We start from the raw sequence: 21930 nt of genomic DNA, 5'->3' as shown, positions 1-21930 counted from the left end.
TCAGGTTTTTTTGCAGGTTGGCCTTTATCGATCTTAGTCGCCCCGCTCTTGGCCTATGCCCCTCCGTTCGGCCGGGGGACAGCAGACGCCAGGGCGGTATTTTCAAAGGATGCCGAGTTTAGAGGTTCGTGGTTACCGTGACGCAGACTCCAGACAGTTCCGCCCCCGCATATTCCGGGGACATCGCCATTGTCGGCATGTCGGTCAATGTGCCCGGGGCCGAAGGGGTTGATGCCTATTGGCACAACCTGCGCGCAGGGATCGAAAGCATTGTGCCTTTGTCCGAAGAAGACCTTCTGGCCGCCGGTGTTACGCCTGAAACTCTGGCAGATCCGAACTATGTGCGCCATGCAGCCCTGCTGGATGGTTTTGCCGATTTTGATGCGGAGTTCTTTGGCTTCAGCCCCAAAGAGGCCGCTATTCTGGACCCCCAGCACCGCAAGTTCCTTGAAGTGGCCTGGGGAGCGATGGAAAACGCCGCCCACCCCCCCGAAACCCTGCAAGAGCCCATCGGTGTCTATGGCGGCTGCGGCATGGGCAGCTATTTCTATTTCAACATCTGCTCCAATCCCGGTCTGGTCGATGAAGTCGGCATGTTCCTGCTGCGCCATACCGGCAATGACAAGGATTTCCTGACCACCCGCGTCAGCCATGTCTTTGATCTGAAAGGACCTTCGGTCAATATTCAGACCGCTTGCTCCACCTCGCTGGTGGCGGTGCACTATGCCTGCAAAGCGCTGCGAGCAGGCGAATGCGGCATGGCGCTGGCGGGCGGTGTCACCATCGATATGCCGCAGGGGCGCGGCTATCTTTACAAAGAAAACGAGATCCTCAGCCCCGATGGCCATTGCCATGCCTTTGACCACCGCGCTCAGGGCACCGTCTTTGGCTCTGGCGCCGGTGCGGTTGCCCTGCGCAGGCTTGAAGACGCGCAGGCGGATGGTGATCATATCTGGGCCGTGATCAAAGGCTCTGCCATCAACAATGACGGTGCCGACAAGGCCGGATACCTGGCGCCTTCGGTCGGTGGGCAGACTGCCGCGATCCGTCAGGCACTGGCGGCGGCCGACATCTCGGCTGAAACCATCGATTATGTCGAATGCCACGGCACCGGTACCTATCTGGGCGATCCGATCGAGGTTTCCGCCCTGACCGAGGCATATAACGCAGACACCGATGCGACCGGTTATTGCCGCATCGGATCGGTCAAAACCAATATCGGCCACCTTGACACCGCCGCAGGCATCGCCGGGCTGATCAAGACCTCGCTGGCTTTGACGCAGGGCGAAATCCCCCCCTCGCTGAGCTATGAAGCGCCCAATCCGGCGATCGATTTTGACACCTCTCCCTTCCGGGTGAACGCAGAGCTTGCACCCTGGATATCGCACAAGGGCCCACGCCGCGCTGCGATCAACGCGCTTGGCGTCGGCGGCACCAATGCCCATGCCATTCTGGAGGAGGCGCCTCAACGCGCCGCATCCGAGGAAAGCGATTTCCCCTTCCATGTTCTGTGCCTATCAGGCCAATCCAAATCCGCCCTTGCCGCCAATAGCGCGGCACTTGCCGACTACCTGGAGGCCAACCCGGATGTGGATATGGCGGATGTCGCCTATACGCTGAAAGAAGGCCGTCGCGGTTTTGCCAAACGCCGGGTTCTGGTTGCCGAAAGCGCCGCCGAAGCCGCGGCCCTGCTGCGCGAGGGCGATCCGCGTCAGGTCTTCAGCCATGATCGCCTTGGCGACACGCCGGAGGTGGTGTTCTCCTTTCCCGGTGGCGGTGCACAATATGCCGGCATGGCGCGCGACCTTTACGAGACAGAGCCGGTCTTTGCCGACTGGATGGACCGGGGCCTGGACCATCTGCAGCCGCAACTCGACTATGACATTCGCGCGCTTTGGTTGCCCGAGGCGGGCGATGAGGTCGCCGCCGATGCTGAACTGCAGAAACCCTCGGTGCAATTGCCGCTGATCATGATCGTGGAATATGCGCTGGCGCAGCTCTGGATCAGCTGGGGCATCCGTCCGGCCGCCTTGGTCGGCCATTCGATGGGCGAAAACACCGCCGCCTGTCTCGCCGGGGTGATCTCATTTGAAGACTGCATTGATCTCGTGCTGCTACGGGGGCGTTTGTTTGACAGGGTGCCAGCCGGTGGCATGCTGTCGATTGCTCTGCCACTGGCTGAGGTTGCGGCGCTGATCAGCGCGGATCTTGATATTGCCAGCGTCAATGCCCCCAGCCTGACGGCTGTGTCCGGTCCGCAAGACGCACTTGATACACTGGCTCAGCGCCTGACAGCGCAGGAAGTGGATTTTCAGCGTATCCAGATCGATATCGCGGCGCACTCACGCATGCTCGACGGTATTCTGTCCGAATACCGCGATTTTCTCAGCGAGCTCAGCCTTTCGGCCCCTCAAATCCCGGTGATATCCAACCGCTCTGGCCAGCTCTTGACGCCGCAGCAGGCCATGGATCCCGACTACTGGGTGGGACAGCTTCGCAATACTGTGCGCTTTGCCGACTGCATGGAAACTCTCGCCGCCACCCCCGGTCGCGTTTTCCTGGAGGTCGGCCCCGGCAAGGCGCTGAGCGCTTTGGCCCAGTTGTCGCCAAATATCAAGCCAGGCCAGGTTCTCAGCGCCCTGCGCCACCCCGATCAGCAGATCATGGATGACGCCTATTTCTTTGGCGTCATTGGCCGTCTCTGGGCCTGCGGCGTCGAGGCCGACTGGGATCAGATCTGGGGCGAGGCAAAGCGCCGTCGCCTGCCGCTGCCCGGCTATCAGTTCCAAAGAAGCCGCTATTTCATCGCGCCGGGCACGACACAGCAGCAAGAAAGCACACCGCTGCCCCGGCGCCATGATAACATCGCCGACTGGGGCTATCGCCCGGCTTGGCGACCGCGTTTGGCAGACTGCGAGTATGATATCGACACCGACCTGGCAGAGGCATCGCAAAACTGGCTGATTTTTGCAGATGACTGCGGGTTGGCTACGGCAACATCCGCGCGCCTGCGCGCCGCAGGACATCAAGTCAGCCTTGTGCGCGCTGGTGACACCTATGCCAAACTGGCGGATGGCGACTACATTCTGCCGCCGGAACAGGGCCGCTTTGGCTATGCCGCCCTGCTGGCCGATCTGGCAGACTCAGGTGCCATGCCAAATCGCATCGCGCATTTCTGGCTTGTCACTAATGAAGAGATCTTCCGCCCCGGATCTTCCTTCTTTGATCGCAATTTGGAAATGGGCTTTGCCTCTCTCACCGCTCTGGCACAGGAGCTGGGCGGACTGGATCTGGCTGATCCGATCCATCTGAGCGTCTTTACCACCGGTGCCGCACAGGTTGCCCACGAGGCGCTGCCCTACCCGGAAAAGGCGCTGATTGCCGGCCCTGTCGGGGTGATCCCGCGCGAGTTCCCGCAGATCACCTGCAGTGCCATTGATATCGAGCTGCCGCAGCAACCTGGCCTGCTGGCCGCATTGCGCGGAGCAGAGGCGACAGATCTCACGCCGCGCCTGCTCGAAGAGCTGCTGGCCGAGCCACAAAACAGCATCGTCGCCTGGCGCGGCAACAAGCGATTGGAAAAAAGCTGGCGTGCGCTGACGCTGCCGGATGCCACGACAGAACTCACGCCAAAGAGCGCTGCAGAAACGGCTCCGAATAATATGGGGTTCAAAACCGGTGGCATTTATCTGATCACTGGCGGCTATGGCGGGATCGGGTTCAGCGTGGCCGCGCATCTGATGCAACACCACGACGCCAAGATTGCTCTGCTGTCACGCGACGGCCTGCCGCCCCGCAACACCTGGGACCAGTATCTAACAACCCATGGCCCCTCTGACCGTCTGGCCCAGCGCATCCGGGCCATTCAGGATCTTGAACAGATCGGCACTGGCGCAGTACTGCCTTTGGCGGCCGATGTCTGCAACAGCGGCGACATGCGGGCTGCCCTCACCGAGATCGAAAGCCGCTTTGGCGCACCCGACGGTGTGATCCATGCTGCGGGGCATATAGATGACGGCCCCATTCTGGCCAAATCCGAAAGCCAAATCGCCGCAGTCCTGGCCCCCAAGGTCACCGGCCTGCGGGTGCTGGAGGCGCTGTTCCCCGATGGCAGCTTGGATCTGATGGTGCTGTTTTCCTCGTCTTCAACGGTGACATGGCCTGCGGGGCAGATCGACTATGTTGCCGCCAATGAATATCTCAACGCCTGGGCGGCCCATCGTCAGGGCAGCAAAACCCGCGTCGTCACCGTCGACTGGGGCGTCTGGGCCGACACCGGCATGGCCGCCGAAGCCCTCGCGGCGCGACAGGGCGGCAAAGGCCCGACAGAGCCGCGCGACTGTGCCCAGCCGCTGCTGGAGCAGACGCAGTTCGACGGCTTTGGCAATCCGGTTTTCACCAGCAGACTTTCGGCGCAACAGGACTGGCTGCTGGATGAGCACCGGACCAAATCTGGCACTGCCCTCATCCCTGGCACTGGCTATATCGAATGGGCTGCCGAAGCCCTTGCGGCGCTGGATTTGAAAACCCCGTTTGAAATCCGTGATCTCTACTTTTTGCGCCCACTGGTGGTCCAGGAAGCTCATCCTCGCGACATGGTTCTGCGACTTTCGCCGCCTGCGTCCCAAACCCCAGCAGCTGGGGCAGCAACGCAGTATGATCTTGCCATCCACAGCAGTCTCAGTTCCGAAGGCTATGCCCTCAACGCCGAAGCGCGTGTAGCGCTGCTGCCAGACAGCTCATTGCCAGCAAGCTCATTGCAAGACAGCTCATTGCCAGGCAGCCCTGCGCCAAAGACGTTGGATCTGGCCGAAATTGCAGCACGCTGCCCTGATGTGACCAGCGGCACGCCCGCAACCCCACTGCGCTCGCCCCAGCAGGCACATCTGAAGTTTGGTCCGCGCTGGCAAGTTTTGGAACACATGGCGCTCGGAACTGACGAAGGTCTGGCGCAGTTGCGCCTGCCTGCTGCAGCGGCGCAGGATCACTGTCTGCTGCATCCGGGCCTGATGGATCTGGCCACCGGTTGGGCGATTTCGCTGGTGCCGGGTTATGATGGCAGCGCCCTCTGGGTACCGGTCTCGTACCAGATGATCCGGGTCTTTGCGCCACTCACCGATCAGATCCACAGCCATATGCGGCTCAATCCCGGCTCCGACGCCACCAGTGCCAGCTTCGACATCACCCTCAGCGATGCCGACGGCACAGTTCTGGTCGAAATCGAAGGCTTCCAGATGACCCGGCTCGTTGCTGGGTTTGAGGCAACAGCACCGCAGAGTGAAGCAGATACAGACGCGCAGGCGCTGGGGCTTGTCGCCAGCCCTGCGACCCAGCCCCTGTCTGAGGCTGAGCGCCGCCTGCAGATCAATATGCGCAATGGTATTCGCGCCGCCGAAGGGCCTGCAGCCTTGGAGCGTGCGCTGAACTGCGCCTTGACCAGCAATCGCAGTCAGGTGGTGATTTCCTCCTTGGAGCTGCCAGCCCTGATCGCCCAGACGGATCAAAGCACCACCGAAGCCGCAGCGGATGAAAGCCAGACCTTTGAACGCCCGGATCTGGATACGGATTATATCGCCCCCTCCAATCCGGTCGAAGAAAGCCTCGCCGCTCTGTTCCAGAGCCTGCTGGGCGTGGCGCAGGTTGGGGTAGCCGACAGTTTCTTTGACCTTGGTGGCCATTCGTTGATCGCGGTACGGCTGTTTGCGCAGATCAAGCGGCAGTTCGATGTGGATTTTGCGCTGTCGGTCCTGTTTGAAGCCCCCAGTGTCGCCAAGCTGGCGCAACTGGTGATCCAGGCGGGAGGCACCGGCACGCAGACCTCGACAGGTGGTGGGGCGGAACCCGCCGCTGCCGATGCGCCGCGCTATACCCATCTGGTGCAACTGCACCCCGGACCCGCACCCGGAAATGTAGACACGTCACCTCTGTTTTTGGTGGCTGGTATGTTTGGCAATGTGCTGAACCTGCGCCATCTGGCGCAGATCCTAGGGACCGACCGCCCGATCTATGGGTTGCAAGCAAAAGGGCTGATCGGGGCGGAAACCCCACATGACACCATCGAGGCTGCCGCCCGTGACTATCTGGCCGAGATCAAGCAGATCCAGCCCGAAGGCCCCTATCTGTTGGGCGGCTTTTCCGGCGGCGGTATCACCGCCTATGAGATGGCGCAGCAGGTGCAGGCCGCAGGCGATGACGTCGCAGCCCTGATCCTGCTGGATACGCCCCTGCCGGTGCGTCCCGGCCTCAACCAAGCCGACAAAGCCCTGATAAAACTGCAGGAGCTGCGCAAAAAAGGAGCGGGCTACCTGCTGGAATGGGCCAAGAACCGCATCCTGTGGGAGATCAGCAAACGCCGCGCGCGCCCCGCTGAAAGCGGCACAGCACCCAGCTTCAACAATCGCAAGATCGAACTGGCTTTCCGCCAGGCAGTCGAGGTCTATGATCTGAAACCCTGGCAGGGCCCGGTGACCCTGCTGCGTCCGCCGCTGGACCTTCACTGGCAAGTCAGCCGGGGTAACTGGGTCAGCCAGGAACGCGAATATGTTTTTGCGGACAATGACTGGAGCCGCTGGGCCCCCACGCTGGAGGTGGTCGAAGTGCCTGGAGATCACGACAGTATGGTGCTTTTGCCCAATGCCAGCACGCTGGCCGCGGCCATCCAGACCCGGCTTGATCCCGGAGAGCCGGATCCAGGCCGGTCCGCGCCGAAACCTGACGCCGATCAGACCTATGCACAGGCGGCGGAGTAACAGCATGGCAGAGGGCAGCATTCTCACCATCATCCTGAACTACCGCACCCCCGAGATGACTCTCAGATCGGCAGAGGCGGCGCTCGCCGAAATGCGGGATCTGCCCGGCGAGGTTTTGGTGATCGACAATGGATCCGGTGATGGCTCCTGGGAGGCCCTGCAGCAGGGGGCAAAACAACGGGGTTGGCTGGAAAACAGCCAGTTTCGGTTGATCCGCTCAGAGGTCAACGGCGGCTTTGGTGCCGGCATGAACATCGGCTTTGCCGCCGGACTGTCGGATGGCAGCGCGCCGGACTACTATTACCTGCTGAATTCGGACGCCTTTGTGCAAGGCACCACCATAGGCACCCTGCGCGATTTTCTTGCCGACCACCCCGGTGCCGGTCTTGCCGGGTCTTTCGTCAAGGGCACCGATGACGTGCCCCATTGCACCGCCTTCCGTTTTCCGTCAATCGCAGGCGAATTTGAAATGGCGGCCCGCACCGGGCTGTTCAGCCGCCTGCTGGCGCCGTGGGTCGTTGCCATAGGCCTGCCAAAGACCGAATCCCAGGTGGACTGGACCGCAGGCGCCAGCCTGATGATCCGCCGCCCCGTCATTGATGCGATCGGCGGCTTTGACGAGACTTTTTTCCTGTATTTCGAGGAAACCGATCTGTGCCGCCGGGCCGCCCAGGCTGGCTGGCGCACGCATTATGTGCCCGATAGCATTGTCGCACATGAAGGATCGGCCTCGACCGGCATGAAGCAATGGACGCGCACACCAGCCTATTGGTTCCAGTCGCGTAGCCATTATTTTCGTAAAACCCACGGGGCGTTCTATGCCGCAGTTGCCACTCTGGCGCGCGTTGCAGGCTGTTTAGTTTACGGCCTGCGCCGTCTGCTCCAGGGCAAACCGCAAGCCGATCCCGACTATTTTCTGCGTGATTTGATCATTCATGATCTGCGCCCCGCTGCGCGACCAGCCCCATCTACCTCAACCTCATCCGTCTCAGCCTCATCTGTCAGTGAAACGCGCCTTCACACCCCGGTCCCGGAGGATCTCAAATGAGCCATTTTTCCTGTGTCGTCATCGGCAATGAATCCTTGTTGATTGGCTGCGCTGACGCGGTGCTGGCAGACGGCCACCAGATCACGGCGGTGGTTTCGACCGATGCGGATATCTGCGCCTGGGCCCGGCAAAAGGGGCTGGCGCTGCTCCAGAGCCCAAATGAGATTGACCAGCCTTTCGACTGGCTGTTGTCGATCGCCAATCTGCGCATGATCCCTGATGCTGTACTGGCACGGGCGACCAAAGGTGCGGTGAATTTCCACGACGGCCCCCTGCCCCGCTATGCCGGGCTCAACACCCCGAACTGGGCGCTGATCAACGCCGAGGCCCAGCATGGCATCACCTGGCACATGATGGAGGGCGGCGTGGATGAGGGCGATATCCTCGCCCAGCGTCTGTTCGACATTGCCGAGGATGAAACCGCCTTTAGCCTCAACTCGAAATGTTATGCCGCCGCCATGGACAGTTTTGGCGAGGTTCTGGACCAACTAAGCCGCGACGCGCTGCACCGCCAGCCGCAGGATCTGAGCCAGCGCAGTTACTTCAGCAAGGCCCTGCGCCCCGCTGCAGGCGCCATTCTGGATTTTTCGCAACCGGCCCAGACCCTGTGCCATCTGGTGCGTGCATTGGATTTCGGCCCCTACTGGAACCCGCTGGGCTGCGCCAAACTGCACCTGGACGATCAGATCCTGCGCATCGGCAAGGCCAGCCCTGCCGACATTCCCGACACAGATAAAAGGGTCGCCGCGGGTACCGTACTGAGCGTCACCGGGGCCGTGGTGACTGTCGCCACCGGGGATGGGGCCACCGGGGATGGGGCCATCGCGCTTGAAGATATCACCAGCCTTGCAGGCAGCCCGGTTGATCTGCCAGCGCTCCTCACGGTTGGCACTCAATTGCCAGCACTCTCGCCTGAGGCTGCGGATGCGCTGACGGCGGCCATGACCACGTCGCAAGGCGGCGAAGCGCATTGGCGCCGCGCCTTGAAAGACATGCAGCCCGTGACTGTCCCGCTGTCCCAACCGCGCAGCACCCATGGCCGCACAGAGAGTTTCAGCCGCCACGCGCTGACGCAGCCATCCGAGCTGTCCGAAGACCAGACCCTGACCGCCATTCTCGCCTGGGCACTGCTCAGCACGGGCGAAGATCAGGCAGATATTGCCTTTGCCACACCGGTTGCCTCTGCTGCCGCTGGTATGGTTTCTGACTGGGTTCCGCTGCGCGCCACGCGTAATGCCCTTGTGAACACCTTGGAAAGTCAGGTAAAGGCCGAGGTCCAAACCGCCCGCAACCATGGCGGCTTTGCGCTTGATCTGGTGGCCCGCGCCCCAGAGCTTGCCCCGCAAAGCCAGCCGGGCATCGGGATTTCAGTGGATCGGGATGCAGCCCTGCCAGGCTGCGCTATCACCGTTTCGCTGATGGATGGCGCCTTGGCGCTGCATGTGAATGACGCCCAGCTGGATAGCACAGCCGCGGAGCTGCTCGCCGCGCGGCTGGAGCTTTTGCTGGGCGTCATCGCATCCCATCCCGACACAGCCCTGTCCGATCTGCCTATCCTGCCCGAAGCCGAACGCAGAACCCTGTTGCAGGACTGGAACCAGACCGCCACAGCGCTGCCGACAGAGCAGACCATTCAAGACGCATTTGAGGCGCAGGTCGCGCGCAGCCCCGAGGCAACCGCGCTGGTCTTTGAAGGCGAAAGCTACAGCTACGCCGCCCTCAATGCCCGCGCCAATGCGCTAGCACTGCATTTGCAGGATAAGGGCGTAAAACCCGGCATCCCGGTTGGCGTCTATATCAAGCGGTCAGCGGATCTGCTGGTCGCGACCCTTGGTGTGCTCAAGGCCGGGGGCGCCTATGTGCCGCTGGATCCCGCCTATCCCGGTGACCGCATCGCGCATTACATTTCCGACAGTGGCGCGCCAGTCATCGTCACACAGGAGGCCATGCGCGCAGCTCTGCCCTCGAGCGCTGCCGAGGTGATCACTGTCGACAGCCTGCCCGCTGCGCCCCCGGATCTGCCCAATGTTCAAAGTGCGGCCACCGGCGCGGATCTGGCCTATCTGATCTATACCTCCGGCTCTACCGGCACGCCAAAGGGCGTGATGGTGCGTCAGGACAATGTCGCCAATTTCTTTGCCGCCATGGATGCGCGCATCCCTCACAAGGTGGGCGACACCTGGCTGGCCGTCACCAGCCTGTCGTTTGACATTTCGGTGCTCGAACTGTTCTGGACCCTGTCGCGCGGCTTCAAACTGGTGCTGTCGAGCGACGAAAGCCGGCTTGAGCTCTCCAATGGCCCGATTGCGATTTCTGACCGGCGGATGGATTTCAACCTGTTTTACTGGGGCAATGACGATGGTCCCGGTCCGCGCAAATACCATCTGCTGCTAGAGGGTGCCAAATTTGCCGATGCCAATGGCTTTAATGCGGTCTGGACGCCAGAACGCCATTTCCACGCCTTTGGTGGCCCCTATCCGAACCCTTCGGTGACGGGTGCTGCGGTAGCGGCCGTGACCAGCAATCTCAGCGTGCGGGCAGGATCCTGCGTGGCGCCATTGCACCACCCCGCCCGCGTCGCCGAGGAATGGTCGGTGATTGACAACCTCACCAATGGGCGCGCGGGGCTTGGTATTGCAGCGGGCTGGCAGCCGGATGATTTTGTGCTGCGCCCGGAAAACACCCCGCCCGCCAACAAGCCTGCGATGTATGAATGCATTGACACTCTGCGCAGGCTTTGGCGCGGCGAAGAAGTGGATTTCCCGCGCAAGGATGGCAGCACGCATGCCGTCGTGACGCAGCCACGCCCAGTATCAAAGGAACTGCCCGTTTGGGTGACCACGGCGGGCAATCCCGACACCTGGCGCGAGGCCGGCGAGATCGGTGCCAATGTGCTGACGCATCTCTTGGGTCAAAGCATCGAAGAGGTCGGCGGCAAGATCCGCATCTATCACGATGCCCTGCGTGCAGCAGGCCATGATCCGGCAGATTTCAAAGTCACCCTGATGTTGCACAGCTATCTGGCCGACACCCGCGAAGAAGCACGCCGCATCGCACGTGAGCCGATGAAGGACTACCTGCGCTCTGCCGCCGGGCTGATCAAGCAATATGCCTGGGCCTTTCCGGCCTTCAAACGGCCCAAGGGCGTCAACAATGCCTTTGACATGCAGCTCGATGCGCTGAGCGGCGAAGAGCTGGAAGCCATTCTGGACTTCGCCTTTGATCGCTATTTCGAAGAGTCCGGCCTGTTTGGCACTGTTGACGACGCCTTGGTCCGCACCGAGCAACTGAAACGTATCGGCGTCGATGAGATCGCCTGCCTGATCGACTACGGCATCGCGCCGGATGTGGTGCTCGAAGGGCTGAAACCGCTGGCCGAAGTGCTGCGCCGTGCCAATACTGCGCAGGAATTGGCTGCGGATGATTTCTCCCTGTCGGCGCAGATGATGCGCCATCGCGTCAGCCATATGCAGTGCACGCCTTCGATGGCACGCATGCTGGTGCAGGACGACGAAGCCCGCATGGTGCTGGGGCGCCTGCAGCATCTGCTTGTTGGCGGCGAAGCCCTGCCCGGCGATCTGGTTGGTGCCCTGCGCGAGGCAACGCCTGCACAGATCCACAACATGTATGGCCCGACCGAGACGACAATCTGGTCCACCATGCAAGATCTCGCGGGCGTGCCCACCGGTGTCGCCAACATTGGCGCACCGCTGGCCAATACTGCGGTCTATGTCTTGGACGAAGCGCAGCGCCCGGTGCCGATGGGGGCCGCAGGAGAGCTCTATATTGGCGGCAAAGGTGTCACCAGTGGATACTGGCACCGGCCCGAGCTAACCGCAGACCGCTTTGTCGCGGATCCCGTGGCAGTTGGCACCATGTATCGCACCGGCGATCTGGTGCGCTGGCGGTCTGACGGCTCGCTGGATTTCCTCGGGCGCACCGATCATCAGGTCAAGATCCGTGGCCAGCGGATCGAGCTGGGCGAAATCGAAGCCGCCCTGGCCAGCCAGCCCAATGTTACCGGCGCGGTAGTGGTGGAGCGTCAGGTGGGCGAAGCGGCGCAGCTGGTTGGATATGTCACGCAGGAGGCCGACAAACCAGTGGATCTGGGAGCGGCCAAGGCTTATCTGTCCCGCCGTCTTGCGGAGGTCATGGTACCGGCGCATCTGGTCGCACTCGATGCCTTTCCACTGACCCCCAACAAAAAGATCGACCGCAAGGCGCTGCCAGATCCAAAACCAGTGCACACAGCCGGGACGCAGCAGACAGCTCCAGCCGCCATGGTGCCGCTTAGCGCCGGGGTGCAGGCAGAGATCGCCAGCGTCTGGTCGCGGATCTTGGGCGTCGAAGGCATTGGCGCACAGGACAACTTCTTTGCGCTTGGTGGTCACTCGCTGCTGGCAGTTCAGGCACACCGCGATATCCGTGCGGCACTTGATCTGGCCAGGCTTTCAATCACCGATATCTTCCGCTTCCCGACACTGGCCGGGCTTGCGGCCCATATCGAAACCCTTGCGGGCGGCGGCACAAAGCCCGATGATCCGGTTCAAGATGAAGCCGCGCTGGCTGCCAAATCCGACACCATGTCGAAACGGCGGGCCATGCGGGCAAACCGCAAAGCACGGGCAGGATGACGACGGATCTTTTGACACAGGACCAAGAGCGGCACAGCCTGGTGCGGCCGCTCTTTGGAGCGGACATCGCTTTGGCCATCGCCAACCCACTGGCCGATCCACCTGCCCCCTTTGCCGAAGAAGCTGCCTGTCTTTCGCCCAATGCTGTGGCCAAGCGGCATCGCGAATTTGCCGCCGGACGGGCCGCCGCTCATCAGGCCATGGCACAGGCAGGCCACGCGCCGGCGGCCATTCCTGTCGGCAAGAACCGCGCACCGGTCTGGCCGGATGGGCTGGTCGGATCCATCAGCCACACCCATAGCTGCGCCATGGCGGTGGTTGCCAAACCAGACCCGGCCGGGCCTGAACGGGTGCGGGGCCTTGGTATTGATGTCGAAGAAGACAAACCCCTGGCGGATGATCTTTGGCCTGCGATCTGCTCGGCCCAGGAACAGGACTGGCTGCGCGCCCAGACCAACCCCGGCCAGATGGCCAAAGTGATCTTTTCCGCCAAGGAAGCCGCCTACAAATGCCAGTTCATCCTCAGCGCGCGCTACTACGGCTTTGACGGTATGGAGCTGACAATTGATGTGGCGCAGGCCAGCTTTGCCGCCCGGTTCTGCGCCGACCAGCCACCGTTTTCTTGTGGCGAGTTCATCCATGGCCGCTTTGCCATCGGTGCGGGCCTCATCGTCACCACCGCAGAACTGAGAGGATAGCCGGATGAAACAGCGTCGTGCATTGCTGCTTTTGCCCGCCTTGCTGGCGCTCTGGCCGCTGGCGCGCTGGATCAAACCCGCGCCGCTGCCGCCAGTGCCGCCACTTGCAGCCCCCACAGGCACGCTGTCGGTGTTTCATCTCGGCCACTCGCTGGTGGGGCCGGATATGCCGCATATGCTGGCGCAGCTTGCCCCGGCCGGGCATCACTGGAACAGCCAGCTCGGGTCCGGCACGTCGCTCAAGGAACATTGGGAACCGGATCTGGAAATTCGCGATTTTGCCACAACCAATGCAACCTCCGCCTACCGCGACGCCCGCGAGGCAATTGGATCTGGTGATTATGACGCCGTGATCCTGACAGAGATGGTCGAGTTGCGTGATGCCCTCCGCTATTTCGACGGTGCAGATTATTTCCACCGCTGGGCCGATCTGGCCCGCAGCGGTGCGACCGAAACCCGCGTCTACCTCTATGAGACCTGGCATCACCTGAATGACCCCGATGGCTGGGAGACCCGCATTGCGCAGGATCTCGGACCGCTCTGGCTGGGAAAACTGACCGGGGCGGACAGCCGCGCCAATCCTGAACGTCCCGCCTATCTGATCCCGGCAGGGCAGGTCATGGCCGCCGTGGCCCGCGCCGCCGAGGCGGGTGAAATCGACGGCATGACTACGCGCGAGGATCTGTTTGCCCGCAATGATCAGGGCGCGCTGGACACCATCCATATCAATGACCTTGGCGCCTATGTGGTGGCGCTGACCCACTATGCGGTGCTTTATCAGCGCAGCCCGCTGGGCCTGCCGCATCAGCTGCAGCGCAGTGATGGCAGCGCCGCCAATAGCTTCACGCCCATGGCCGCCGCGCAGGTGCAGAAGATCGTCTGGGAGACCGTTTTGACGCAGCCGCGTATCGGGTTTGGCGTCACATCCGGCGGCGAGGGCACCAAATGAACCTCGAAACACTGGTGACCTCGGTTGTGATGGTCGGGCATTCGCTGTTTGGGCCGGATAATCCGCAGATGCTGGAGCAGCTCTTGGCGCGCCAACCCGGGGCTGCATCCGTGCAGGTCGAGGCCCAGATCATCAATGGCGCGCCGCTCAGCTATAATTGGCAACACGCCGACAGCGCCGAGGGCATCAATGCCCGTGACCGGCTGAAAGCTCCGGTCGATGCGGTGATCGTCACCGAGGCCATACCGCTGGCCAATCACCTGAAGTGGAGCCACTCAGACGCCGCTGTCGCCCAGTTTTACCAACTGGCGCACAGCGCCAACCCAGACGTGCAGTTCTATCTGCAGGAGACCTGGCACAGCCTGAACAGCGGCACCGGGGTGGATATTCCCTTTGACGATGGGGCTGCTACTCCCTGGCGTGACCGGCTGGCGCAAGACCTGCCCCGCTGGCAGGCACTGGTGGACGAGGTTAACGCCTCCACCGGCGGCGATATTCAGCTGCTGCCCGCAGGACAGGCCATGGCGCGGATGGATGATGCGATCCGGGCTGGCACCGTTCCGGGTCTGCGGCAGGTTTCAGATCTGTTTGCAGATGACATCCATCCCAACGCGCTTGGCTTTTACTACCTCAGCCTGGTGCAATATGCCGTGCTGACTGGACAGAAGCCCGAAGGCCTGCCCGATCAGCTGAAAGATCGGTGGGGTAGCGGCTACCCCGCCCCGACGTCCGCACAGGCAAAACGGTTTCAGCAGATCGCTTGGGCCGCAGCCCAGGGACGTGAGGGGCGCGAGATACGCACGGCGGCCCTGCCAGCGGACCCTCCTGGCCTGCCGCCAGAGGCAGAGCTGCCACAGCTGGACGGGCCAATCCCGGACGAGCTGCCTCAGGGATTTGAAACCCCAGCAAACCTGGCCCGTCAGCCCATTGCGATGAACCTGATGCCCATCGCGGATTGGAGCCCGCAAGCACCGTTTCTAGACCATTTCAAAACAGCCCGCCCCTGGATCGGCCATCTGGCCGGGCGCTGGGGTGGTGCCAATGAGGCGGATCTGGATGCCGCAGGCTACCTTGATCCCGATGGCTGGCCCACCGCCATCCCGCCAGAATTAGGCTCGATCGGCACCGTGATCCTCACCGATCTGCCCGAAAGCGCGCAATCGCTGGCCGGGCGCTATGTGCTGCGCTACGAGGGCAAAGGCATTATCGAGGTTGCAGGCCGCGCCAAAAACCAGCGCTATGGCAGGGGCGAGGTCTCCTTTGATTTCACCCCCGGTCCCGGCCCGGTTGAAATTCGACTGCAACGCATCGGACGCGATGGCGCCTATCTGCGCAATATCACTGTGGTCAAAGAAACCGATCTGGCGGCTTTTGATGCCGGAGAGATCTTCAATCCGCGCTGGCTGGCACTGCTGGATGGCTTTGCGGCCCTGCGGTTCATGGATTGGATGGGCACCAATGATTCCGAACAGATCGGCTGGGAAGATCGCCCGCAGATCCGCGACTACTCCTGGGCGCGCCAGGGGGTTCCTGCGGAAATCATGGTCGAGCTGGCCAATCAGCTGGGGGCAAACCCCTGGTTCAACATGCCCCATATGGCCGATGACAGCTACATGCGCAATTTCGCCAGCCTGACACGGGATCGTCTGGATTTTGACCTGAAAACCTATGTGGAATACTCCAACGAGGTCTGGAACTGGCAGTTTGAGCAGGCCCGCTGGGCTGATACCCAGGCGCAAGCGCGCTGGGGCGGCAAAGACCTCTGGATGCAGTTTTACGGTGCCCGCGCCGCCGAAATGTCGCGGATCTGGACCAAGGTCTTTGATGACACTGCAGCGGATCGCCTCGTTCGGGTAATATCAACCCAGACCGGCTGGCTTGGCCTCGAAGAGCAGGTGCTGACAGCCCCGCTGTGGCAAGCCGAAGCGCCAGATCATGCCCCCCCAGCTGACTATTTCGACGCCTATGCGGTGACCGGCTATTTTGGCGGCATCCTGGGCATCAAGGAACGCGCGCCCATCGTGCGCGCCTGGATTGCCGACAGCCAGCTGCGCGCCCGCGACATGGCAACAGAACAGGGGCTGCAGGGCGCGCAAGCCGCCAAGTTCATCGAAACCCATCAGTATGACGTCGCCACGGCGCAGGCAGCGACAGAGCTGGGCGACGGGCTGGTAACTGGCGATCCCGCCGACACGCTTGTTGATCTGTTGGGCCGGGTGCTGCCCTATCACAAAAAGGTTGCTGATCGGCACGGGCTGGAGCTGATCATGTATGAAGGCGGCAGTCACGTCGTAGGCATCGGCCCCATGGCCGAGGATGAGATGCTCACCGGGTTTTTCACCCATTTCAACTACACTGCAGAAATGGGCGCGCTTTATGCCACGCTTCTGACCGGGTGGCGCGATCTTGGCGGAACACTCTTCACCGCCTATGCCGATGTGGCTGTGCCTGGAAAATGGGGCAGCTGGGGCGCGTTGCGCAGCCTGAGCGACGGCGATAATCCGCGCTGGCAGATGCTGGAGGCGGTGAAATGAGCCTCACGTCTGACAAGCCACTGATTTCGGTCCTGATCCCTGCCCATAATGAGGCAGACTATATCGCCGATTGCCTGTCGGCCTTGCTGGCCTCTGATCCGCTGCCGGGGCAATCCCTGCCCGCCGCAGGCTGGGGCGAAGTGCTGGTGCTCGCCAACGGCTGCACCGATGCAACGGCGGATATTGCCCGCAGCCAGCCGGTGCCCGACGGTTGGCATGTTAAGGTGCTGGACCTGCCAGAAGGTGGCAAGCTGAATGCACTGACCTTGGGAGATGCCGAAGCGCGCGCCGATGTTCTGGTCTATCTGGATGCAGATGTGACCGTATCTCCGAAATTGCTGCCGCAAATCACGCGCGCACTGACCCGGCAAGAGCCGCGCTATGCCAGCGGCACCCCCCGGACTGCCCCGGCCCAAACTGCTTTCAGCCGCGCCTATGGGCGATTTTGGGTGAACATGCCCTTTGTGCGCGCCGGGGTGCCAGGGTTTGGGCTATTTGCCATGAACCGGGCCGGGCGCGCGCGTTGGCAGGACTGGCCGGATATCATTGCCGATGACACCTTCGCGCGGCTTACTTTTTCATCTGCTGAAAGGATCAAGCTGCCAGCGACCTATAGCTGGCCGCTGGTCGAGGGGTTTCGCAATCTGACCCGGGTGCGGCGGCGGCAGAATGCAGGTGTCGCTGAGCTGGCCCAACGGTTTCCACAGCTTTTGGCCAATGACGACAAACAGCCGATGCCCTTGTCAGAACTGGCCCGTCTGGCGCTGCGCGATCCCTTTGGCTTTGCAGCCTATGCCCTGGTGACCGCTGCGGTGAAGACGCCACTGTTTCGCTCGGCGCAGCGGTGGACGCGCGGGCGCTAAAGCGCCGCCTTGCTGCGCTGCAGGTCGCCAAAAAAAATGAACAAACTGTCACAGCACGCGGGAGGGAGGGCTCCGCTTCTCAACGATCTTTGCGGGACGCGCCTTGAGCTGCGCGAAACAATTCCGCGAGTTTTGCCGCCTCCACATCGCTGTCGTGGCGTTGCAGCACGCGCGCGCGTCCCGCCTGCCCCATCGCCTCAAGAGTTGGACGCGGTGTTTCGGCCAGCTCAACAATGGCTGCAGCCAGCACCCTTGCGTCGCCCGCCGGCACCAGCCAGCCCGTTTTGCTGGGCAGAACCAGCTCTGGTGTGCCGGCGATATAAGTCGCCAGAACCGGACGCGCCGCCGCCATCGCCTCCATCACCACCATGGGAAGGCCTTCGGCAAAGGAGGGCATCACCAGCGCGTGGGCCGCCGCCAGTTCGGCCCGCACGCCCTGCTCGGCCAGCCAACCGGTGAAGGTGATATTGCGCTCCAATCCAGCCGCTGCAATCGCCACTTCCAGATCTGCACGCATTTCCCCATCGCCAATCAGTGACAGATGCACCTCCGGGTGGCTCTGCACCACCTGCGCCATGGCCTTGACCAGCACCATCTGGCCCTTTTGTTCCACGAAACGTCCGATGGCTGCCAATCGCAACGGCCCTTCTGGCAATGGGACGGGATCGGCAAAGCGCGCAGGCTCAATCCCGCAGTGCACCACTTTCAAACGCTCCCAGGCACCGAAATCGGCCCAGCGGCTCAGCTGGCTTTTGCCAAAGCTGCTGATCGCAACAGCAAAGCGTGAGCGATTGACCTTGAGACCCAAGGACAACGCCTGTGGGGCATCAAATTCTTCCGGGCCATGGGTGGTAAAACTGTAGCCCGGCCCACCCAGCACATGCGCCAGCAAGGCCACGGTGGTGGCATTGGTGCCAAAATGCGCATGCATATGGTCGACGCCTTCAACCGCACAGCGCCGGGCCACATAGGCCGCCTCAAGCAGATAGATCAGATGGCGCAGCACACCCGACTGCGACCGCCGCCCCAGGCGCCAGGCCAGCCGCAGTGCCGCCAGCGTCATGCGCGGCGCTCTGACAAGTTGTCGCAAAAAGCAGGAAAACAAGCCGAGCGCGCCGACCTGCAAAACATAGTGGCTGCGTGCGGCTTCGTCCTGATCACCGGGATCGACCAGCGGCGCGGATCCGGGCCGCATCGGCAGGCGCAGCACCTCTAGCCCCTGACGCTCCAGAGCCTGGATTTCACGGCGGATAAAACTATGCGAGGGTTCAGGGTAACTGTTCAGAACATAAGCAATTTTCACGAGATTCCCACTCCATTCCTACTCTGGCCAGCCACCCATTCTTCGCCCCCAAGGGTAGCGGCTGATATCGCCCTTGCCTAGGGGCCATTGCCCCTGTCAACCAAGTGCTGCCAATGGTGGGCCAGTGCCGGGATTGTCGGCAATATCAGCCCCTGAATGGCCCAATTCCCAGCCCGGCCTGCCCGGCGATTGACCCGCCGACTGCCGCCGCCTAGCCTGTGGCAAGCAGAACATTGGGAGACCGGATGAAACAGCTTGCAGCCCGCTTTTCGGGCCATGGATTGATGGCCCGTGTGTTGCGCTCCGCCTCCTGGCTAATGATCGGCTATGGCGGCAGTCAGGCCCTGCGTCTGGCGGCCAATCTGGTGCTGGCGCGCCTGCTGTTTCCCGAAGCCTTCGGACTAATGGCGCTGGTCACTGTGGTGACGGTTGGGCTGTCGCTGTTTTCGGATGTCGGCATAGGTTCTTCGATTGCGCAAAATGCCCGCGGTGATGATCCGGACTTCCTCAACACTGCCTGGAGCATTCAGGTGCTGCGTGGCTTTGGATTATGGGTCATGACACTGGTTCTGGCCTGGCCAATGGCCTGGTTCTATGGCGCGCCAGAACTACTGTACTATCTACCCATTGCGGGAATTGGTCTGGCCATTGCCGGCTTCAACCCGACCCGGATCGAGACCGCGCACCGGCATCTGCTGGTCGGACGTGTCACGCTGCTAGACCTAGCGGCGCAATCGATTGGGGTTGGCACCATGGTGCTGCTGGCCTGGATCAGCGGGTCGGTGATTGCGCTGGTGTTGGGCGGCGTCGTGCAGGCCGCAGCCAAACTGGCGCTGACGTATTATGGCTTGCCGGGCATGCGCAACCAGTTCCGATGGGAGGCAACAGCTGCCAAAGAGCTCATCCGCTTTGGAAAATGGATTTTCCTGTCGACCGCATTTTGGTTTTTGACGTCACAAGGCGATCGCGCAATCCTGGGGAAATTCGTCTCGCTCGAGGTTTTGGGCGTCTACAATATCGGGTTTTTCCTGGCCAGTTTCCCGATGCTGCTGGGACATGCTGTGAATCAGCGCCTGATGATCCCGGTTTACCGCGACAAACCTGTTGCGGCCGATCCGCAGAACCGCCGACGTCAGCGGCAACTGCGTACCGGGCTGACGGCTGCAATCTTGTCGTTGCTACTGCTGATGGCCTGGATTGGCCCCTGGCTGGTCGATCTTCTCTATGATGACCGCTACGCACAGGCCGGACCAATGATAGTACTGATCTCGTTGACTTTGGTACCGGCGGTGATCACCATGACCTATGATCAGGCTGCGCTGGCGGCTGGTGACAGTCGCGGCTTTTTTGCGTTTACCGCCTGTCGCGCTCTGTTGCAAACCGGGTTTTTTCTACTGGCTGTCGCCTGGTTCGGCCTACCCGGCGGCATCCTTGCCATGGGTCTTTCCATGCTCGCGGCCTACCCCGTGCTGATCTGGCTTGCCCGCAAGCATCAGGCCTGGGATCCGCTGCACGATAGCGTCTTTGCAGCCATCGCCACGGCCCTCGGTGGCGCAGCTCTCTTTTGGCACCGCGAAAGCCTTGGCACATTGATCGAGACCCTGCCAAACTGAGCAGGATCACCGGCTATCACCGTTGAAAAGAATGGCTCTAACGTTGCGCCAGTTTTTGCGCGCGTGGCTTGCGCCTGGCCCGCAACCAGGCAGCGATCCTGCCGGGCTGGTGTTTTCTGACGTCCAGCACCGGGATCGAGGCAACCGGGGCCAGTCCGGTCTCCCGTTCCATCTGCACGGCGGAGCGCAGTACCGGCTTGCGGAGTTCCAAACCAAAGGCCCCCGCCAGGCCCACCAGCAGGCTGGCAACGCCCCCCATCAAAGCCTTTTTCTTGCGTGCTGCTGTGGATGGATAGTCCGCAAGGGCCGCAGGTTCCAGCACCGTCAGGCGTTCCGACTGCCGCGAGGTTTCCAGACGAAAGCCCACCTCGGCCTCGTTGCGGCGGGCCGATATGGTTTCTAACTCTCCCTGAAGCGCCTGCATCTGGCGGCTGTAGACCCCCAGTTGCCGCTGGACTTCGGGCGTGGTCTGCAATGCCGCTTCCAATTCGGATTTACGCTGGTTCAACAAGCTGTTCTGGGCATCCAGTGTCGCCAGTTGTTCGGCAAAATCCGCCAGCATGCGTTTTGCTGTTGCCGGACGCTCAGTCGCACTGGCCTGATCGGCAGCGCGCCGGATCAGGATTTTTTCGCGAGCAATATCCAGCAGGCTTTCGTTGATCGTCGCGATTTCGCTGCGCCGAAACTCCACCGTGCCGGGCTGGGCCACGTCATTGGCAGTGTAAAAAGCAGAGATCTCTTCTTCGAGGGTGCTGATCTGGCTGGCGACGGCCGCTTCTTTTTCGGCAAAGAAGCTGAGGGTTTCGCGGGCCTGTTCTATCCGGCTGGCGACGCTTAACTCGATGGTGCGTTGGCCAAATTCGCTGGCGACCTGCTGGGCCTGCAGGGCCGTGGGCATCAGAGCCGTGATCGTCAGGACAGAAATGGTGCCATCATCTGCAAAGCCTTCGCGCGCCGCCGCCACACCAGTAATGGAGACCGCATTGCGCAGCATGACCACCTTTTCAGTCGGCGTCAGGGCTGGCAGGTCCGCGTAGAGTGCAAATTTCTCGATGATGTCGAGCAAGGTGCCACGTGCCATCAGGCGTTGTTCGATCAACTGCATCCGCCGCGCCGAAGAGCCTTCGACGGTGGATTTGGCCAGATCATCGGCAATTGTCGGACGGGTAACCTGGATTACCTCGGTGCTCTGGTACAAGTGCTGCTGACGCAGAGCGACCCAGAGGGAGACCATGCACCCCAGCACCGTCACATAAAGGATCACTGTCCAGCGGCGACGCAGCATTTCCCAAAAATCACGTACTGAAAAAATCGGCCCCATTGGAAGCTCTCTATTGTCGTCACATCATAGCTCACCATGAGGATAGCATAGCCGATCAGCACCTGGTGAAGGTTTCACCACCACATAATCATGGCAAGTCGGCAAAACTATGGCCGCATCTTGCGACGAATTCTCCTGCCTGTTGAAGCCCGCTCAACCCGGCGCATCTTCTGTCAACCGAAGAGCGGTTTGTTTCAGGATACAACTATAACTGGGCT

The 21930-nt window shown here is 61.7% G+C and carries 10 protein-coding genes; 8 read left to right on the top strand and 2 right to left on the bottom strand.

Translation table 11 applies throughout. The features are described 5' to 3' along the window. Window positions 1-137 precede the first annotated feature (137 nt). From PH5382_RS07150 to PH5382_RS07120, 7 genes are read left to right on the top strand one after another with little or no spacing between them, the layout of a single operon-like run. Entirely contained in the window at window positions 138-6749 is a 6612-nt protein-coding gene (locus tag PH5382_RS07150) for a type I polyketide synthase (RefSeq protein ID WP_255354096.1), read from the top strand. 4 nt (window positions 6750-6753) lie between these two features. Next, window positions 6754-7797: a glycosyltransferase family 2 protein gene (locus tag PH5382_RS07145; protein ID WP_058333680.1), complete on the top strand. Its 1044-nt coding sequence runs from the start codon at window positions 6754-6756 to the stop codon at window positions 7795-7797. After that, window positions 7794-12431: a MupA/Atu3671 family FMN-dependent luciferase-like monooxygenase gene (locus PH5382_RS07140; RefSeq protein ID WP_058333679.1), complete on the top strand. Its 4638-nt coding sequence runs from the start codon at window positions 7794-7796 to the stop codon at window positions 12429-12431. Before PH5382_RS07145 ends, PH5382_RS07140 begins: the two co-directional genes overlap by 4 nt. Next, window positions 12428-13129, top strand: a complete 702-nt coding sequence (locus PH5382_RS07135; protein ID WP_058333678.1) for a 4'-phosphopantetheinyl transferase family protein — start codon at window positions 12428-12430, stop codon at window positions 13127-13129. Before PH5382_RS07140 ends, PH5382_RS07135 begins: the two co-directional genes overlap by 4 nt. Window positions 13130-13133: 4 nt before the next feature. Continuing rightward, the gene (locus PH5382_RS07130) at window positions 13134-14078 is read left to right on the top strand and encodes a hypothetical protein (protein WP_058333677.1); all 945 of its coding nucleotides are present in this window, start codon (window positions 13134-13136) and stop codon (window positions 14076-14078) included. Further along, on the top strand, window positions 14075-16612 hold the full coding sequence (locus PH5382_RS07125; protein WP_058333676.1) for a hypothetical protein: 2538 nt from the start codon (window positions 14075-14077) through the stop codon (window positions 16610-16612). The genes PH5382_RS07130 and PH5382_RS07125 overlap by 4 nt, the downstream gene beginning before the upstream one ends. Beyond that, window positions 16609-17475 carry a glycosyltransferase family 2 protein gene (locus PH5382_RS07120; protein ID WP_058333675.1) on the top strand — a complete coding sequence of 289 codons (867 nt, stop codon included), beginning with the start codon at window positions 16609-16611 and terminating at the stop codon, window positions 17473-17475. The genes PH5382_RS07125 and PH5382_RS07120 overlap by 4 nt, the downstream gene beginning before the upstream one ends. A gap of 79 nt (window positions 17476-17554) precedes the next feature. On the opposite strand, the gene PH5382_RS07115 is transcribed toward PH5382_RS07120, so the two are convergent. After that, entirely contained in the window at window positions 17555-18778 is a 1224-nt protein-coding gene (locus PH5382_RS07115) for a glycosyltransferase (protein ID WP_058333674.1), read from the bottom strand. A 245-nt stretch (window positions 18779-19023) separates the two neighbouring features. Here PH5382_RS07115 and PH5382_RS07110 point away from each other — a divergent pair, with 245 nt between their 5' ends. After that, window positions 19024-20391, top strand: coding sequence for an oligosaccharide flippase family protein (locus tag PH5382_RS07110; RefSeq protein WP_058333673.1), 1368 nt, complete (start codon window positions 19024-19026; stop codon window positions 20389-20391). Between the two features lie 37 nt (window positions 20392-20428). Here PH5382_RS07110 and PH5382_RS07105 read toward each other — a convergent pair whose 3' ends face one another. After that, window positions 20429-21712, bottom strand: a complete 1284-nt coding sequence (locus tag PH5382_RS07105; protein ID WP_058333672.1) for a GumC domain-containing protein — start codon at window positions 21710-21712, stop codon at window positions 20429-20431. Between the last annotated feature and the right edge of the window lie 218 nt (window positions 21713-21930).

Source organism: Phaeobacter sp. CECT 5382 (genome assembly GCF_001457775.1).
GTDB lineage: Bacteria > Pseudomonadota > Alphaproteobacteria > Rhodobacterales > Rhodobacteraceae > Pseudophaeobacter.
Note: the sequence above shows the minus strand (reverse complement) of the source record. Positions and strands in the feature narration are given on the sequence as shown.

Coding starts and splice junctions, on each gene's coding strand:
- PH5382_RS07145 (WP_058333680.1), top strand. CDS start 6,754: ATGGCAGAGGGCAGCATTCTCACCATCATCCTGAACTACCGCACCCCC.
- PH5382_RS07130 (WP_058333677.1), top strand. CDS start 13,134: ATGAAACAGCGTCGTGCATTGCTGCTTTTGCCCGCCTTGCTGGCGCTC.
- PH5382_RS07125 (WP_058333676.1), top strand. CDS start 14,075: ATGAACCTCGAAACACTGGTGACCTCGGTTGTGATGGTCGGGCATTCG.
- PH5382_RS07120 (WP_058333675.1), top strand. CDS start 16,609: ATGAGCCTCACGTCTGACAAGCCACTGATTTCGGTCCTGATCCCTGCC.
- PH5382_RS07105 (WP_058333672.1), bottom strand. CDS start 21,712: ATGGGGCCGATTTTTTCAGTACGTGATTTTTGGGAAATGCTGCGTCGC.
- PH5382_RS07110 (WP_058333673.1), top strand. CDS start 19,024: ATGAAACAGCTTGCAGCCCGCTTTTCGGGCCATGGATTGATGGCCCGT.
- PH5382_RS07140 (WP_058333679.1), top strand. CDS start 7,794: ATGAGCCATTTTTCCTGTGTCGTCATCGGCAATGAATCCTTGTTGATT.
- PH5382_RS07135 (WP_058333678.1), top strand. CDS start 12,428: ATGACGACGGATCTTTTGACACAGGACCAAGAGCGGCACAGCCTGGTG.